Below are 16190 nucleotides of genomic sequence, written 5' to 3'. Positions count from 1 at the left end.
CACCTGGTCCGCCGTGCGGCCGCCGCCGCGGACGCGCCGCCTCATGTCCTGCGCCCTCGGCGGCCTGCCGCCGACGTGCGGTCGCGTGGCCGACGCGGGCCTGTGCCGGTCCGGGGATGGGTGCATCATCGATGGCCTTCCTGGAGACGAGGACTCGGGACCGTCTACCCGGCTCGGCCCGTCTTGATCGCGTCTTGATCGCGACGCGTGAGCGGCATCATGCGGCCGGGCCCCGGCGACCGGCCGTGCCGGGCGCCCGAATTGTCGCGGTGTCAGCCGGTCCCGGATGCTGCCGGCCCGGGGCCTCGGGCTCATCTCCCGCCTTTTCCAGCCTGGTTGACTGGTCTATACCCTTGACTGGTACGGACCAATCCGGTTGAGTGTGCTCCCACACCCCCCACCACGGTCGCATCCCACGCCGTGCCCGGTCCGGCCGGCGCGTGCGGAGAAGACTTCGTTCCACCCTGTCCTCGCGGGGTGCGGCCGTACCCTGCCGAGGAGTTGATCCCTTGTCGAGGCGTCGCATATCCGCCGTCGTGACCGCACTGACGCTCGCGGGAGCCGTTCCCGTGCTCCTGCCCGCCACGCAGGCCTCCGCCGCCACCTGCTCCAGCTACCCGAACTGGGTGGCCGGCAAGTCGTACCGTGCCGGTGACGTCGTCCGTTACACCGACGGCAAGGCCTACGTGGCCGAACACGACAACCCGGGTTACGACCCCATCATCAGCACCTGGTACTGGGAGCCGTACGCCTGCGACAGCGGTGGCTCCCAGACGCCGGCCGGGACCTTCCCGGTCACCGAGGCGCAGTTCAACCAGATGTTCCCGAACCGGAACAGCTTCTACACCTACAGCGGCCTCAAGGCCGCGCTCAGCGCCTACCCCGGCTTCGCCAACACGGGCAGCGACACCACCAGGAAGCAGGAGGCCGCGGCCTTCCTCGCCAACGTCAACCACGAGACCGGCGGCCTCGTCCACGTGGTCGAGCAGAACACCGCCAACTACCCGCACTACTGCGACTGGAACCAGCCCTACGGCTGCCCCGCCGGCCAGGCCGCCTACTACGGCCGCGGCCCCATCCAGCTCAGCTGGAACTTCAACTACAAGGCCGCCGGCGACGCACTCGGCATCGATCTGCTCAACAACCCCTGGCTGGTGCAGAACGACGCCTCCGTCGCCTGGAAGACCGGCCTGTGGTACTGGAACACGCAGTCCGGCCCCGGCACCATGACCCCGCACAACGCCATGGTCAACGGAGCCGGCTTCGGCCAGACCATCCGTTCCATCAACGGCTCCCTGGAATGCGACGGCCGCAACCCCGCCCAGGTGCAGAGCCGCGTCGACGCCTACCAGCGCTTCACGTCCATCCTCGGCGTCAGCCCCGGCGGCAACCTCTACTGCTGAGCGGGGTGACGTCCGCCGCCCGCCCGCCGGCCGGCCTTCCGGGGCGCCCGGGCCGGACGGGCAGGGCAGCCGGCCTCCGGTGCCCGGCCGGCCGCGGCGCGGACGCTTCGCCGCGGCCGCCTGAAGCGGCGGCCGCGGCACTGCGGACGACGTCGGCGCGGGGCTCATTCCGGGCCCCGCGCCGACGGTCAGGGCAGGATCGAGTCGACGTAGCCGCCGTCGACGCGGAGGGCGCCCCCGGTGGTGGCGGAGGCCTGCTCGGAGCTGAGGTAGACCACCATGTGCGCGATCTCCTCGGGCTCGATCAACCGCTGGAGCAGGGACTGCGGCCGGTGCTCGCGCATGAAGACGCGCTGGGCCTCGTCCCAGGGCAGGTCGCGGTCGACGAGCTGGTAGACGAAGTCCTCCACCCCTCCCGTGTGCGTCGGGCCGGCGATGACGGAGTTGACCGTGACGCCGGTCCCGGCCGCCTGTTTGGCGAACCCCCGGCTGACCGCCAGCAGCGCCGTCTTCGACATGCCGTAGTGGATCATCTCCGCGGGGGTCACCACCGCGGAGTCGCTGGCGATGTTCAGCACGCGCCCCCAGCCGCGTTCCGTCATGCCGGGCAGGAGGAGCCTGGTCAGCCGCACGGCGGCGAGGACGTTCACCTCGAAGTAGCGCCGCCACTCCTCGTCCGTGATCTCCAGGGGGTCCGCGGTGCCGAAGACGCCGAGGTTGTTGACGAGGACGTCCACCTGGCCCAGGGTGTCCACCGCTCGGTGCGCGCCCTCCTCGGTGGCCACGTCCGCGGCCACCGGCACCAGCTCGGCGCCGGGCACGTCCCTGAGGAGCCGGGCGACGGCCTCCTCGGTCCGCTCGGCGGAACGGCCGTTGACGCCCACCCTGGCACCGGCCCGGGCCAGGCCCTCGGCGATCGCCGCGCCGATGCCCTGCGTCGAACCGGTGACCAGCGCGGTGCGCCCCTTCAGGTCGATCTGCATACCGTCTCCACCCTTCGTGTGTTGCAGGGAGCGGCCGAGTACCCGGGAACGGCCGCGCGGTCGACCGATCGGACCGGAACGGCCGAACACCCGCTCGGGGCGGCGGGACGGCGGCCATGCGATCGACCGCTTCGCGGTGGCGCGCCGGGCGCGGTGACCCCGGCGGGGGGTGCGGTGGGCGCTCCGCCCGGCGGGTCGCCGCACTGCCGTGCTTCCCGGGCGGAGTGCCCGTGCCGGCGTGCTCCGTCCCGCATGGTCGAGGCTGCCCGGCGGTGCGACGCTGGGTGGAGACGTGGCCGCCGAGGGAAACCCTGGAGGGCCGATGGGACGAGACGTCCCGGCGCTGGTCTTCACCCGGGAGGACCGCCGCCGGTACCGGATCAAGATGCAGGAGTGCCTGGACGCGTTCGCCCAGATGCTGCGCGAGTCGCGCTTCGAGTCCGAGCGGCCCCAGGTGGGGCTGGAGATCGAGCTGAACCTCGTCGACGACGAGGCGGAGCCGGCGATGCGCAACAGCGACGTGCTCCAGGCCATCGCGGACCCCGCCTGGTCCACCGAGCTGGGCCGGTTCAACCTGGAGATCAACGTGCCGCCCCGCCGGCTGACGGCTGGCGGTCCCGACGCCTGGGAGTCCGAGATCCGCCACGCGCTGAACCACGCGGAGGAGCGCACCAGCTCGGTCGGCGCGCATCTGATCATGGTCGGCATCCTGCCCACGCTGCGGCAGGAGGACGTCGGCGAGGCGGCGCTGTCGGAGAACCCGCGCTACCGGCTGCTCAACGACCAGGTCTTCGCGGCCCGGGGCGAGGACCTGCGCATCGAGGTGGACGGCGCCGACCGGCTGCGGACGTACGCGGACACGATCACTCCGGAGGCCGCGTGCACCAGCACCCAGTTCCACCTCCAGGTGTCCCCGGAGGAGTTCGCCGGCTACTGGAACGCGGCGCAGGCGATCGCGGGGATCCAGGTCGCGCTGGCGGCGAACGCGCCGTTCCTCTTCGGCAAGGAGCTGTGGCACGAGACCCGCATCCCCCTGTTCGAGCAGGCCACCGACACCCGTCCGCAGGAGATCAAGGTGCAGGGGGTGCGGCCCCGCGTGTGGTTCGGGGAGCGGTGGATCAACAGCGTCTTCGACCTGTTCGAGGAGAACCTGCGGTACTTCCCGGCGCTGCTGCCCCTGTGCGACGAGCAGGACCCGGGGGACATGCTGGACCGCGGTGACATCCCGGAGCTGGCCGAGCTGACCCTGCACAACGGCACCATCTACCGCTGGAACCGGCCGGTCTACGCGATCTCCCACGACAAGCCGCACGTGAGGGTGGAGAACCGCGTGCTGCCCGCCGGTCCGACGGTCGCCGACACCCTCGCCAACGGCGCCTTCTACTACGGCCTCACCCGCGCCCTGGTGGAGGAGGACCGGCCGGTGTGGTCGCGGATGTCCTTCTCGGCCGCCGAGGACAACCTGCGCACGGCGGCGCGGCACGGCATCGAGGCCCGCCTGTACTGGCCGGGGATGGGCGAGGTGCCGGTCGCCGAACTCGTCCTGCGGCGCCTGCTGCCCCTGGCGCACCGCGGGCTGGAACGCTCGGGCATGGACGAGGCCTGGCGCGAGCCGCTGCTCGGCGTCATCGAGCAGCGGTGTGTCACCGCCCGCAACGGGGCCGTCTGGCAGAAGGAGACGCTCCACCGCATCGAGGCCTCGGCCCACTGCGGCCGCCACGAGGCCCTGCGGCGGATGACGCGGCTGTACATGGACTACATGCACCTCAACGCGCCGGCCCACACCTGGCCCGTCGACTGACGGAGGTCACCGGCCGGCTGGACATTTCCCGGCGCGGTGCCCGCGACGGCGCACGTTTTGCGGCACCAGAGGCAGTCATACAGGACGAAAGTGAGTGATTTGGTGACAGGGCCAGCCATGCCGGACCATGGGTTCGTCCCGGCGATCCCGGACGTCAGTTCGACGAGAGGCACGACCCCATGCACGACACCGGAACCGTCCGGCCATCGGCTCCGGCCCCGCAGAGCGCCCCCACCCCGTCCGAGGATCCGCCCGGCAGCAGCGGCAGCCACGCCCGCCGCTTCGGCCTTCCCGTCGCCACCGCCCTGGTCATGGGCAACATCATCGGCGGCGGCATCTTCCTCCTGCCGGCCTCCGTCGCCCCCTACGGCACGGTCAGCCTGGTCGCCTTCGCCGTCCTGACCGTCGGCGCCGTCGCCCTCGCGCTGGTCTTCGGCCGGCTCGCCCAGCGCCACCCCAGCACCGGCGGACCCTACGTCTACGCCCGCGAGGCGTTCGGCGACTTCGCCGGCTTCCTCGCCGCCTGGGCCTACTGGATCACCACCTGGGTGTCGAACGCGGCGCTCGCCGTCGCCGCCGTCGGCTACCTCGACGTGCTGATCCCGGTCAACGGCCACCGCTGGACCGCTTGCCTGGCCGCCCTCGTGCTGCAGTGGCTGCCCGCCCTGGCCAACTTCGCCGGCACCCGCTACGTCGGCGCCGTCCAGCTCGTCTCCACCGTCCTGAAGTTCGCGCCCCTGCTGCTCGTCGCCGTCGGCGGCCTGTTCTTCTTCGACCCCGGCAACCTCGGCCCGTTCAACGCCACCGGCACCGGTACCGTCGGCGCCGTCTCCGCCTGCGCCGCGATCCTGCTCTTCTCCTACCTCGGGGTGGAGTCCGCCGCCGTCAGCGCCGGTGAGGTCGACAACCCCCGGCGCAACGTGGGACGCGCCACCGTCATCGGCACCGCCGGCGCGGCCTTCGTCTACCTCCTGGGCACGCTGTCGGTCTTCGGCACCGTCCCCCACGGCCGCCTCGTCGACTCCACCGCGCCGTTCTCGGACGCCGTCAACGCCATGTTCGGCGGCACCTGGGGCGGTGTCGCGGTCGCGCTCGCCGCGCTGGTGTCGATGACCGGCTGCCTGAACGGATGGACGCTGCTCAGCGCCCAGACGCCGTACGCGGCCGCACGCGACGGCCTCTTCCCCACCCCGTTCGCCCGCAAGCGGCGAGGCGTCCCGACCGTGGGCGTCGCCGTCACCGTCGTCCTCGCCTCGCTCCTCACCGTCTACAACTACACCTCCCACTCGGCCAGGGTCTTCGACATCCTCGTGCTGATCACGACCTTCACCGCGACCGTGCCCTACCTGCTGGCGACCGCCGCCCAGATCTTCCACCTCGTCTCCGGGCACGGCGAGCGGGTCGACCGGGCCCGCCTGGTGCGCGACGGCGTGATCACCGCCGTCGCCGCCGCCTTCTCCCTGTGGCTCATCGCGGGCGCCGGGTACGCGGCGGTGTACCAGGGAGTGCTCTTCCTCCTGGCGGGCGTCATCGTCTACGCCGTCATGGCCGCCCGCCGGCAGCGGACGACCGCCTGATCCCGGACACCGCCGCCGGCCCGCACGGGGCCGGGCCCCCGCCTCGAGCGGCCGGGGCCCGGCCCCGTCCGGCTGTGGACGGGCGGTCGACGGGCGAGGACGCCGCCCGCCAGCAGGAGGAGGATCGTCGGGACGGTGGCGGTGGCGAGCACCAGCCCCAGCGCCCCGGCGCCTCCGCCCTGCCCGATGACCGCGTAGGCCAGGGCGAGGGGGGCCATCGCCGATCCGGTGGCCGAGATCAGGCCGGCCGCCAGGAAGCGCCGGAAGGCCGGGACGCCCCACGGCGTGCCGCGGGTGGCCGGTGGTGAGTCCGCGGCGGTCTTCATGATCTCCCTCTGGCTCGGCGCAGCGAGCACCCTAGTGCACGCGGGGCCACCGCGAGAGTGGCCCGTACACGCGTGCGCCACGGCAAGGGTGGGCCCCTGCACGCGCACGGCACGGCGATCGTGTACGGCGCCGACGGCCGCGCTCGCGGCGCGCGCGTGTGCGGATGTGAGCCCCGTACGCGCCCTTCACCCGCGCGGGAGGAACGCGCACCGTCGGCAGTGACCCGGCTCCCCTTCCCACCGCCGGCGACTTTGGAAGAGGTCGGTTGCATGCTGCTGCGTCTGCCCACGTCCGTGTCCGAAGCACAGCGGTACCTGGCCGAGGGAGCGGTGCCCGTGGGCGGGGCCACGCTCGTCTGGGCCGTGTGGCAGCGGGACGGCTTCCCCGAGCAGGCGATGTCACTGCGCGACGTCGCCGAGGCCAACGTGATCGGACGTGAGGCGCTGGGCGCGGCGGTGGTGCTGCACCGGATCGACGACCGGGTGCCGGAGGTGCTGCACCGGGCGGCGGCCTCGGTCGGGACGGGGGCCGTGCGCCGCGCGGCGACGGTCGGCGGCAACCTCGTCGGCAGCACGCTGCGCTGCCTGCTGCCCGCGGCACTCGTCCTGGACGCGTGGGCCACCGTGCTGGAGCCGGACGGTGTCCGGGTGACCGACCTGGCCGAGGTCCTGGCCAAGCGCCACCTCCTGCTCTCCCTGCGCTGGCGCGCCCCGCTCGTCAGCGGGTACCGCAAGCTGCCCGGCGCGGCGGGCGGCGCGCCGCCCCTGGTGGTCGCCGCCGCCGTGCACGACGACGGCGGCGGCCGGCGCCGTCTCGTCGTCGCCGTCCGGGACGGGTACGAGGTGGTCGGCGAGAGCACGGCCTGCGAGCGCGGCCCCGGGCAGGTCCTGCCGCTCCTGGAGCGCACGGGTCTCGGCTCCCTGCCGCCCTCGGCGTGGGACGTGGTGCGCCGGCAGGTGACCGACGTCCTGGAGCGTGCCGCCGGCCGGTGACCGGCGTTCCGCCCGCGGTCGTGTGCCCGGGGCGGCCGAGGTGCCGCTCCGGCCGCGGCCGCCGCGTACGCCGTTGCCGCCTTCGGCCGCCACCCGTCGCAGGCGCTCGGGGAGGGGGCCGGGCACCCGCCTCGACCGGTTAGGACGGCGACGCCGGGCTACTCGGGAGTGCATGACACACAGCACCTTCATGCGCCGGGCCACGGAGGCGGCCGGCCGGGCACTGCCCGACGCGTCGGGGCCCGGACGCGTCCTGCGTACCACCGACAAGCTCGAGCGGTTCTCCGGGGCCGACCGGATCGTGCGGCAAGTGCAGCGGCTGGTGCGCGCGGCGCCCCTGGGCCGCGCCCGCGACGCGCTGCACGGGCGGTGGCTGGGCCACCCCGTGCATCCGCTGATGGTGCAGGTGCCCATCGGCAGCTGGATGTCCGCGGCCGTGCTCGACACGATGCCCGGGCAGCGGCGCGCCGCACGCACCCTGATCGCCACGGGCATCGTCGCCGCACTGCCTGCCGCGGTGGCGGGCTGGGTGGACTGGGCGGAACTGCACCGTCAGCAGATGCGTGTCGGCCTGGTGCACGCCGCGGCCAACGTGGCGGCGCTCGGCCTGTACACCGGGTCGCTCACCGCGCGCCTGCGCGGCCGGGAGGCACTGGGCCGGCTCCTCGCCCTGGGCGGGCTGAGCGCGGTCGGCGTGGGCGGCGCGCTGGGCGGTCACCTGGCCTACCGGCAGGCGTCCGGCGCCAACCACGCGGAGTTCGTGCCGCACCTGGTCACGCCGGGCTGGCACAAGGTCGCCGATCTGGCCGGGCTCCCGGAGGGCCGGCCGGTGCGCGGCGAGGTCGACGGCGTCGCCGTGGCGGTCGTCCGGGACGCCTCGGGGTCGGTGCACGTGCTGGCCGACCGGTGCAGCCACATGGGCGGCCCCCTGTCGCAGGGCACCGTCGTCGACGGGTGCCTGCGCTGCCCCTGGCACGGCAGCGCCTTCCGGCTCTCCGACGGCTGGAACGTGCGGGGTCCGGCCACCGCGCCGCAGCCCTCCTTCGACACCCGCGTCGTCGACGGCCGGGTGGAGGCGCGGCTGCGCTTCTCCGACGTCCCGTGATCCGGCTCCGGCTGCCCGCACCCGGCGCGTCCCGGCCGGGCGGCGCCACGGCCCTCCGTCCGGCCTCCGGTCCCGCGACCGGAGTCCGCCCGGCGCCGGCGACCCGGCGGAACATGCCGCGGGAGAGCGACGGCCCCCTCCTGTACGTCCGGCGTGACCGGGTGGGGCCGGCGACGGTGCGGAGTTTCGGCGCCGACGGGCCCGGCGCGGGCGGGCGCACGGTGGTGCTGATCCCCGGACTGGGCGCGCCGGGATATCTGCTGCGCGCCGCCCGGGAGTGCGCACGGCATTCCCCGGTGCGCCTGCTGGACCTGCCCGGCTTCGCCGATCCGGACGGCCCGGCCTGCCCGGAGACGCTCGGCGCGCTCGCCGGGACCGTCGCGCGGTGGCTGGCCGCGGCACCCGGCGGTCCCGTCGTGCTGGCCGGGCACTCCACCGGGGCGCTGGTGGCGCTGCACGCCGCCGCGCGGGTCCCCCACCGGGTGGGCACCCTGGTCCTGCTCGCGCCGGTCTTCCCGCCCTGGCTGCGCCGTGCGCTGCCGCTGGCCGCCGCGTTCGCCCGTACCGCGGTGCACGAGAACCCCGCCGTCCTGCCGGCCCTCCTGCCCCACTACGCCGGAGCCGGGGTCGGCCGCCTGGTGCGCTACCTCCGCTCGGCGCAGGCGGACAGCCCGGAGGACGCGCTGCCGTCCGTGGCCTGCCCGGTGCTCGTCGCCGGGGGCCGGGACGACGCGCTCTGCCCTCCGGGGTGGATGCACGACCTGGCACGGCGGGCGCCCCGGGGGCGAGTGGTGGTCACCTCCGGGGCGCACGCGTTCCCTCACTGGTACCCCACCGGCACCGCCGCGCTGCTGCGCGTGCCCTGACGGACGCAGGACCGCCGCGGCGGTGCGGCGGCGCCGCGCTTCGGGGGGTGCCCCCTGGCTGTTGGTTTCCCGTGGAGCAGAGTCAGGGGGCGAGGAATCCCGTCGGACCCTCACCGTCCTTTCGGCTCGGAAGCGGTGCGCGGATGCGCCGGATGCGACGGATCGACCGATTTTTCCGGTGGTCTGTCCGACGCCTCCGGCCCGTCACGCGGCTGGTCACGAGGACTGGTTGAGTGGCGGACGGCCGACTGAAAATGCTTGCAGCAACTTGCAGCAACGCCGTGCGGCGGGGCAGTGTCGGGCCGTCACCACCACCCGGCCGCTGGGGCCGGGGTCCGGCAGACCCGAGGGAGCCCGCCGATGATCCCCAGGAGTTCGTTGCCCAGGCGGGTGGCCGGCGCGGCCGCGACGGCCCTCGTGCTCACCGCCTTCGCACCCGGCCCGCGGGCCGAGGCCGGCCCGCGCGGGGACACCGCGGCACCGGCATGTGTTCACACGTATCCCGGCTGGCGGTACACCACGGTCGTCAACGACTGCGACACGGTCGTGCACGTCACCGTGGACTACGCCGACGGCCGGTCCGTGCCCTGCCGCACGCTCGCTCCGCACGACATCGCCACGTTCCCCGGCTACGGCCCGGAGCTCGACCACGTCACCGGCACCCGGGAGTGCGTGCCCGGGACCGCCCGGGCGGCAGGACCGGCCCGGCTCACCGGGTGAGCGCCTTGTTCCGGTAGCCGGCCGGGCAGTGCTCGGTGAACTCGACGGCCCACGCCGGCAGGAGGACCGGGACGACCCGGTTGCTCCGGTCGCCCGGCCCCCGCCCCTCAGCCGCCCTGTCAGTCGAACACGCGCGTGAGGCAGGCCAGGACGTCCAGGTGGCCGACGGGAGTGACGCGGACCCCGATGTGCCCGTCCGGCCGGATCAGGACGGCGGTCGATTCCTCGACGCCGTACGCGCGGCGGAACTCGCCGGCCGTGTCCCGGACCGCGGGCAGCAGCAGCCCCGGGGCGCCGGCGTCCGGGGCGAGGATCGCATAGCAGGTCAGCTCGCCCCTGGCCGCGTTCGACGCGACGGCGGCGAGTTCGTCGAAGCCGGCCGCCTGCCCGGCGGCGCCGGCGTAGAGCAGCAGCACGTGGTCGCGTTCCCGCAGCAGGTCGAACAGCCGCAGCGGCCAGGAGCAGAGCGGATCGCGCAGTCCCGCGCAGTCCGGGGCGCGCTCGCCGGCGAGGGGTCCCCCTCCCCCGAGGCCCGGCTCGATGATGGGGCTGCCCCGGTAGGAGACCAGCAGCTGGGCCTCGCGCATCATCACAGTGGTGGCGTCGTCCCGGTCCGCCCGCACGCCCTGGGCGGCGTGCCGGACCGTGCGGCCGACGACCTCCTCGCCGACCGGCCTGCGCTCCGCCGTGTAGCTCTCCAGCAGCCGGGGCTGCGCGAGGCCCTTGACGGCGAGCGCGAGCTTCCAGCCGAGGTTGTAGGCGTCCTGGACACCGGTGTTCATGCCCTGGGCACCGGTCGGCGGGTGGATGTGCGCGGCGTCGCCCGCGACGAAGACCCGGTTCTCGGCGTAGCGGTCGACGATGCGGTGGCTGACCCGGAACACCGACGACCAGCGCAGTGCGGTGGCGGTGACGGGTGCGGGCGCGAGCCGCGCGAGCGCCGCCTGGACGTGGTCGATCCGCAGCCCCTCCCCGTTGCCGAGCCCGTGGGCCGGCTCCTCGGCCTGCGCCACCGGACCGGGCCGGTCCCCGGACAGCCCGGGCGGGGCCAGGGTGGTCACCCGGTAGCGGGACCGGCCGGGCAGCGGGATGCAGACGAGCAGGTCGTCGGCGGCCCCGTCCGCGGTCCGGCGCACGGAGCGCACCGCGTAGCCCGCGGGCAGGTCCCAGTCCAGTTCGACGTCGGCGAGCAGGTACTCCTCGGGGAAGGCACCGCCGTCGAACGACAGCCCCAGCTGCCGGCGCACCACGCTGTGCGCGCCGTCGCACCCCACGAGGTACTCGCTCCGCACCTCCTTCTCCTCGCCGACGGCCGTGCGCAGCCTGCTGGTCACGCCCTTCGCGTCGTGCGCGAAGGAGACGAGTTCGGTCTCGCGTTCGATGTGCGTGCCGTGGCAGGCGAGCCGCTCCTCCAGGATGCGCTCGGTCTCGTACTGCGGCAGCGAGGCGAAGCCGTAGGGCACCTGCGGGGGCAGGGCCAGCTCGACGCGTGCCTGCTCGGTCCCGTCGACGTGGAGAAGCTGCCCGCGGATGGGCACCGCCGCGTCCAGCGCCGCGCGGGCCACGCCGACGCGGTCCCAGATCTCGAAGGTCCGGGGCTGGATGCCCACGGCCTTGGCGTACGGCAGGCGCTGGGGCAGGCGGTCGACGAGGCGGCAGTCCACGCCCCGGCGCCGCAGCTCCAGGGCCGCGGTGAGGCCCACGGGACCGGCGCCGGCGATCAGGACCTGGGTGTGGTCGGTCATGTGCGTCCTTCCGACGGTGCCGTCGTGCGGACGGTGCCCGCGTGCACAGTGCCGTCGACGGCGCTGCCGGGGCGTTGATCCACTCCCTTTCCATGGTGGCGCCGCACGCCGTGACCGGCCACCGGGCGGTCCGCGCGGCCGCCCGGTGGCGGTGCCCTGCCGGGCGGGGTGCGTCAGCCCTTGCGCCCCACTCCCCCGAACATGGCGACCTCGGGCAGTTCGCCCTCGTCCGCGTCGGGACGCCAGCGGTTGCAGGAGACCACGCCGGGCGGGAGGAGCTCCAGGCCGTCGAAGAACCGGGCTACGGCGCCGGGGGTGCGCTGGGTGAGCTTCGGCGTCCCGTGCTCGTTCCAGAAGGCGACCGCGGCGTCCACGTCCGGCATGTCCGGCCGCGTGACCGTGTGCGACAGGACCAGGAAACTGCCCGCCGGCAGGGCGTCGACGAGGCGCCGCACGGTGCTGTGGGCCTCCTCGTCGTCCTCGAGGAAGATGACGACGCCGAGGAGCATCAGGGCCACGGGCCTGCTCAGGTCCAGGGTGCGCGCGGCGTGCTCCAGGATGGTGTCGACGTTGCGCAGGTCCTCGTCCAGGTAGTCGGTGCTGCCCTCGGGGGTGCTGTGGAGCAGGGCCGCCGCGTGGGCGAGGACGATCGGGTCGTTGTCGACGTAGACGATGCGGGACTCGGGCGCGATGCGCTGGGCGACCTCGTGGGTGTTGTCGGCGGTGGGCAGCCCGGTGCCGATGTCCAGGAACTGCCGGATGCCCTCCTCTGCCACGAGGTGGCGGACCGCCCGGCCGAGGAACTCCCGGTCGGCCCGGGCGTAGTCCCCGATGCCCGGGTGGAGCCGGCGTATCTGGTCGCCCGCCTGCTGGTCGACCGTGTAGTTGTCCTTGCCGCCGAGCCAGTAGTTCCAGATGCGGGCGGTGTGCGGCTGGTCCGTCCTGATCCGCCGCAGTGCCTCGTCCACGGGGAGTCTCTCGGTCACGTGATGTCCTCCGGGGTCCGACCGTTGATCGCCTGACAGGCAACGTAGCGGCGGGAGTTGGGAAAAGCGACCGGCTTGACGCAGCGCGCCGCGGGAAACGGGACGGGCGACCCGCCGGTGCGGCGGGCGCGCCCGGCCGGTGCGGCGGGCGGCGAGGCCGGACACGCCTCGCCGCCCGCCTGACGCGCCGTCAGGAAGGCCGAGCCGCCGCCGGTTCGCTCCGCCTCAGGCGCGGCGCGGTGCGGCGGCCGGCGGGGCGACGGCGGCGGGCGCGGGGCGTCAGCCGCCGAGCGCCCGCAGGACGACGTCCTTGGCCTCGTCCTGCACCCGGCCCAGGTGGTCGGGCCCGAGGAACGACTCCGCGTAGATCTTGTAGACGTCCTCCGTGCCGGAGGGGCGGGCCGCGAACCAGGCGTTCTCGGTGGTCACCTTGATGCCGCCGATGGCCGCGCCGTTGCCCGGGGCCTCGGTGAGCACGGCGGTGACCGCCTCCCCGGCGAGGGTGTCGGCGGTGACCTGGGCCGGGGACAGCTTGGCCAGGCGGGCCTTCTCGTCGCGGGAGGCCGGCGCGTCGATGCGGGCGTAGGCGGGTTCTCCGAAGCGCTCGGTGAGGGCCGCGTAGTGCTGGGACGGGGTCCGGTCCGTGACGGCCGTGATCTCGGAGGCGAGCAGGGCCAGGATGATGCCGTCCTTGTCGGTGGTCCACACCGATCCGTCGCGGCGCAGGAAGGACGCTCCCGCGGACTCCTCGCCGCCGAAGCCGAGCGAGCCGCCGATCAGCCCGTCCACGAACCACTTGAAGCCCACGGGCACTTCGACCAGCCGGCGGCCGAGGTCGGCGGCGACCCGGTCGATCATGCCGGAGGAGACGAGTGTCTTGCCCACGCCCGCGTCGGCGGGCCACTGCGTGCGGTGGGCGTACAGGTAGGAGATGGCCGTGGCGAGGTAGTGGTTGGGGTTCATCAGGCCGGCGTCGGGGGTGACGATGCCGTGCCGGTCGGCGTCGGCGTCGTTGCCCGTGGCGATTTGGAAGCGGTCGCGCCGGCCGATGAGCGAGGCCATCGCGTACGGCGACGAGCAGTCCATGCGGATCTTGCCGTCCCAGTCCAGCGTCATGAACCGCCAGGTGGGGTCGGTGAGCGGGTTGACCACGGTCAGGTCGAGCCGGTGCTGCTCGGCGATGCGGCCCCAGTACGCGACGGACGCACCGCCCAGCGGGTCGGCGCCGATCCGCACGCCCGCGGCCCGGATCGCGTCGAGGTCGAGGACGTTCGGCAGATCCGAGACGTAGGCGCCGAGGAAGTCGTAGCGGCCGGTGCCCGGCGCGGCGAGCGCCCGCGGGTAGGGCACGCGCCGTACGTCCTTCAGCCCGCCGGCGATGATCTCGTTGGCCCGGTCCTGGATCCAGGAGGTCGCCTCGGAGCCCGCCGGCCCGCCGCTCGGCGGGTTGTACTTGAAACCGCCGTCGGCCGGCGGGTTGTGCGAGGGGGTCACGACCACGCCGTCGGCCAGGCCCGAGGTGCGGCCCCGGTTGTGGGTCAGGATGGCCAGCGAGACCGCCGGGGTGGGGGTGTAGCCGTCCTCGGCGTCGATCAGCACGGTCACGTCGTTGGCCGCGAACACCTCCAGGGCGGTGACCTTCGCGGGCTCGGACAGGGCGTGCGTGTCGGCGCCGAGGAAGAGGGGCCCGTCGGTGCCCTGCGCCTTGCGGTACTCGCAGATCGCCTGGCTGGTCGCGGCGATGTGGTCCTCGTTGAAGGCGACCGCCAGCGACGACCCGCGGTGCCCCGACGTGCCGAACGCCACGCGCTGTCCCGGCTCGGCCGGGTCCGGGTGAAGCGCGTAGTAGGCCGTCACCAGCCGTGCGACGTCGATCAGGTCCCCGGCCGCGGCCGGCTTGCCCGCTCGCTCGTGCTGCATGCGCAGACTCCTCCATGTCGGTCGTGCATCCGCTCGCGCTCTCATCTTCCCCCTTACCAGCAAGAACAGCCGTACGATCCCGGACCGGCGGCCGGCGGGCAGTGTCGATGGCGGGCAGTGTCGATGGCGGGCGGCGGGCAGCGGTGCCGCGCGCGGGGCCCGCGGCGGCAGCGGCCCCGTCCCCCGGCGTGGGCCGGTGCGCCCGCGGCCCTAGGGTGGAGGCATGACCGCGGTGGAGGTGGTGCAGCTCCTGGTGTCGGCCTCGCACCGGCTGGCCGGGCGGCCCGCCGACGGGCCGGCGCCCGGGCCGTCCGACGAACGCGTGCCCCGCGTCGAGGTGCGCAGCGGCCTCGGACTGGTCGGCGGCCGCTACTTCGCGCGGCCCGCCCACCGGAACGCCTCGGTGACCATAATGGCCGCCGAGAGCCTGCCCCTGGACATCGCTCCGGGCGCCGATCTGCGGCACACCCGCCGGAACATGCTGCTTCGCGGCGTCGACGTCGACGCCTTGGTCGGTGCGACGATCGCCCTGGACTCGGGTTCCGGGCCCGTGCTGTTCGCGGTGAACCGGCCGGCCCGGCCCTGCGCCTGGATGGACGTCACCGTCGGCCCCGGGGCGCAGCGCGCGCTGCGCGGCAGGGGCGGGGTGCGGTGCACGCCGCTGAGCGACGGGGTGATCGAGCTCGGCCCGGCGACGTTCCGCGTCGTCGCCGGGCGCGACGCCACGGGGTGACGGCGTCGGCGGCCCGGACGCCGGCGTTTTTCGGCCGCCGCTGCGTACGGCTGGACCCGGGCGCAGCGGCTACCGGCCGGCGTACGGCGGCAGCTGGGCCGGACTGACCCGCTCGCCCAGCACCTCGGTCATGAACTGCACCAGCCACCGCTGCGAAGGGCTGCGCGAGGACTCGTGCCGGGCGTACAGGGCCACCTCGATGGGCTCGGTGTCGAACGGCAGCCGTACCAGGCGCAGGCCGTGCGAGGCGGTGAAGACCTCCCCGACGTACTCGGGGACGATGGCGATGAGGTCGGTCTGCTCCAGCAGGTAGGGCAGCATCGAGAAGCGGGTGGCGTCCACGACGACACGGTCCAGCAGCCCGTGCGCGGCCAGCACGGCCCGGGGCACCACGTGCCCGCTGGGGCCGAACACCGTCGCGTGGTGCTCGGCCTCCAGGTCCGCCAGGGTCACCGCCTCGCCCCGGACACGGGGGTGGTCGTCGGCCACCATGCCGACGTAGCGCTCGTGGAAGAGCGGGATGCGCACCGTGCGGTGCGAGGTGAGCACCGGGGTGGCGACGAACGCGTCGAGGTCGCCGCGGCGCAGCTGGCTCTCGGCGTCCTCCACGTCGAGCGGGCGGACGGTGAACGACACCCGCGGCGCGCGGGCGCGGGCCGCCGCGAGCAGGCGCGGCAGCAGGGTCGCCTCGCCGAGGTCGGACAGCGCCAGCGTGAAACGGCCCGCCATGGTCGCCGGCTCGAAGGCGTCGGACTGCCGGATCGTCCCGTCGATGTCCGCGAGGGCGCGCTGCAGCGGCTCGTAGAGCCGGCGGGCTCCGGCCGTCGGTGTCAGGCCGCGCCCGGTGCGCCGGAACAGCTCGTCGCCGAAGTGGCGGCGGAGCTTGGCCAGGCTGTAGCTCACGGTGGGCTGGGTGACGTGGAGCGTCTCGGCGGTGGCCGTGACGCTCCCGGTCTCGTACAGCAGCACGAAGACTCGGGCGAGATTGAGGTCGAAGTTCCTCACATCGACGGACTCTATATCGCCACGTCG

13 protein-coding genes and 1 pseudogene are annotated in these 16190 nt (G+C 74.3%); 8 read left to right on the top strand and 6 right to left on the bottom strand.

Going from position 1 to position 16190, the window contains the following annotated elements; translation table 11 throughout:
• Window positions 1-509: 509 nt before the first annotated feature.
• A complete protein-coding gene (locus ABZ920_RS00175; RefSeq protein ID WP_361496712.1) occupies window positions 510-1403 on the top strand; it encodes a glycoside hydrolase family 19 protein in 894 nt (297 codons plus the stop codon).
• Window positions 1404-1591: 188 nt separating this feature from the next.
• Here the strand turns inward: ABZ920_RS00175 and ABZ920_RS00170 are convergent, their stop codons facing one another.
• Window positions 1592-2386, bottom strand: coding sequence for an SDR family oxidoreductase (locus tag ABZ920_RS00170; protein WP_361496709.1), 795 nt, complete (start codon window positions 2384-2386; stop codon window positions 1592-1594).
• A gap of 322 nt (window positions 2387-2708) precedes the next feature.
• Here ABZ920_RS00170 and ABZ920_RS00165 point away from each other — a divergent pair, with 322 nt between their 5' ends.
• Both ABZ920_RS00165 and ABZ920_RS00160 read left to right on the top strand, forming a co-directional pair.
• Complete coding sequence (locus ABZ920_RS00165) at window positions 2709-4187, top strand: glutamate--cysteine ligase (protein ID WP_361496706.1); 1479 nt, start codon at window positions 2709-2711, stop codon at window positions 4185-4187.
• Between the two features lie 179 nt (window positions 4188-4366).
• Window positions 4367-5764 (top strand): amino acid permease, encoded by a 1398-nt coding sequence (locus ABZ920_RS00160; protein ID WP_361496703.1) that lies wholly within the window; start codon window positions 4367-4369, stop codon window positions 5762-5764.
• Between the two features lie 86 nt (window positions 5765-5850).
• On the opposite strand, the pseudogene ABZ920_RS00155 reads toward ABZ920_RS00160, so the two are convergent.
• Window positions 5851-6090, bottom strand: a pseudogene (locus ABZ920_RS00155) (MFS transporter); the annotation flags it as partial.
• Between the two features lie 270 nt (window positions 6091-6360).
• Between ABZ920_RS00155 and ABZ920_RS00150 the strand changes: the two are divergent.
• From ABZ920_RS00150 to ABZ920_RS00135, 4 genes are all read left to right on the top strand, one after another.
• A complete protein-coding gene (locus ABZ920_RS00150; protein ID WP_361496700.1) occupies window positions 6361-7083 on the top strand; it encodes an FAD binding domain-containing protein in 723 nt (240 codons plus the stop codon).
• 190 nt (window positions 7084-7273) lie between these two features.
• Window positions 7274-8188 (top strand): Rieske (2Fe-2S) protein, encoded by a 915-nt coding sequence (locus ABZ920_RS00145; protein WP_361497553.1) that lies wholly within the window; start codon window positions 7274-7276, stop codon window positions 8186-8188.
• A gap of 113 nt (window positions 8189-8301) precedes the next feature.
• Complete coding sequence (locus ABZ920_RS00140; RefSeq protein WP_361496697.1) at window positions 8302-9054, top strand: alpha/beta hydrolase; 753 nt, start codon at window positions 8302-8304, stop codon at window positions 9052-9054.
• Window positions 9055-9414: 360 nt separating this feature from the next.
• Window positions 9415-9774: an alpha-amylase gene (locus ABZ920_RS00135; protein ID WP_361496694.1), complete on the top strand. Its 360-nt coding sequence runs from the start codon at window positions 9415-9417 to the stop codon at window positions 9772-9774.
• A 119-nt stretch (window positions 9775-9893) separates the two neighbouring features.
• Here ABZ920_RS00135 and ABZ920_RS00130 read toward each other — a convergent pair whose 3' ends face one another.
• The 3 genes from ABZ920_RS00130 to pgm form a co-directional block, all read right to left on the bottom strand.
• A complete protein-coding gene (locus ABZ920_RS00130; protein ID WP_361496691.1) occupies window positions 9894-11519 on the bottom strand; it encodes an FAD-dependent monooxygenase in 1626 nt (541 codons plus the stop codon).
• Between the two features lie 173 nt (window positions 11520-11692).
• Window positions 11693-12505 carry an SAM-dependent methyltransferase gene (locus tag ABZ920_RS00125; RefSeq protein ID WP_361496688.1) on the bottom strand — a complete coding sequence of 271 codons (813 nt, stop codon included), beginning with the start codon at window positions 12503-12505 and terminating at the stop codon, window positions 11693-11695.
• A gap of 279 nt (window positions 12506-12784) precedes the next feature.
• Window positions 12785-14425 carry a phosphoglucomutase (alpha-D-glucose-1,6-bisphosphate-dependent) gene (gene pgm / locus ABZ920_RS00120; protein WP_361496685.1) on the bottom strand — a complete coding sequence of 547 codons (1641 nt, stop codon included), beginning with the start codon at window positions 14423-14425 and terminating at the stop codon, window positions 12785-12787.
• Between the two features lie 223 nt (window positions 14426-14648).
• On the opposite strand from pgm, the gene ABZ920_RS00115 reads away from it, so the two are divergent.
• Complete coding sequence (locus ABZ920_RS00115; protein ID WP_361496682.1) at window positions 14649-15158, top strand: molybdenum cofactor biosysynthesis protein; 510 nt, start codon at window positions 14649-14651, stop codon at window positions 15156-15158.
• 69 nt (window positions 15159-15227) lie between these two features.
• On the opposite strand, the gene ABZ920_RS00110 is transcribed toward ABZ920_RS00115, so the two are convergent.
• Window positions 15228-16163 (bottom strand): LysR family transcriptional regulator, encoded by a 936-nt coding sequence (locus tag ABZ920_RS00110; protein WP_361496679.1) that lies wholly within the window; start codon window positions 16161-16163, stop codon window positions 15228-15230.
• Between the last annotated feature and the right edge of the window lie 27 nt (window positions 16164-16190).

The organism is Streptomyces sp. NPDC046831, assembly GCF_040645305.1.
GTDB lineage: Bacteria > Actinomycetota > Actinomycetes > Streptomycetales > Streptomycetaceae > Streptomyces.
The sequence above is the reverse complement of the archived record's forward strand: the minus strand, read 5'-3'. Positions and strand labels throughout refer to the sequence as shown.

Excerpts from the sequence above, each read along its gene's own strand:
- ABZ920_RS00170 (WP_361496709.1), bottom strand. The coding sequence starts at position 2,386 with ATGCAGATCGACCTGAAGGGGCGCACCGCGCTGGTCACCGGTTCGACG.
- ABZ920_RS00165 (WP_361496706.1), top strand. The coding sequence starts at position 2,709 with ATGGGACGAGACGTCCCGGCGCTGGTCTTCACCCGGGAGGACCGCCGC.
- ABZ920_RS00160 (WP_361496703.1), top strand. The coding sequence starts at position 4,367 with ATGCACGACACCGGAACCGTCCGGCCATCGGCTCCGGCCCCGCAGAGC.
- ABZ920_RS00150 (WP_361496700.1), top strand. The coding sequence starts at position 6,361 with ATGCTGCTGCGTCTGCCCACGTCCGTGTCCGAAGCACAGCGGTACCTG.
- ABZ920_RS00145 (WP_361497553.1), top strand. The coding sequence starts at position 7,274 with ATGCGCCGGGCCACGGAGGCGGCCGGCCGGGCACTGCCCGACGCGTCG.
- ABZ920_RS00140 (WP_361496697.1), top strand. The coding sequence starts at position 8,302 with ATGCCGCGGGAGAGCGACGGCCCCCTCCTGTACGTCCGGCGTGACCGG.
- ABZ920_RS00135 (WP_361496694.1), top strand. The coding sequence starts at position 9,415 with ATGATCCCCAGGAGTTCGTTGCCCAGGCGGGTGGCCGGCGCGGCCGCG.
- ABZ920_RS00130 (WP_361496691.1), bottom strand. The coding sequence starts at position 11,519 with ATGACCGACCACACCCAGGTCCTGATCGCCGGCGCCGGTCCCGTGGGC.
- pgm (WP_361496685.1), bottom strand. The coding sequence starts at position 14,425 with ATGCAGCACGAGCGAGCGGGCAAGCCGGCCGCGGCCGGGGACCTGATC.
- ABZ920_RS00115 (WP_361496682.1), top strand. The coding sequence starts at position 14,649 with ATGACCGCGGTGGAGGTGGTGCAGCTCCTGGTGTCGGCCTCGCACCGG.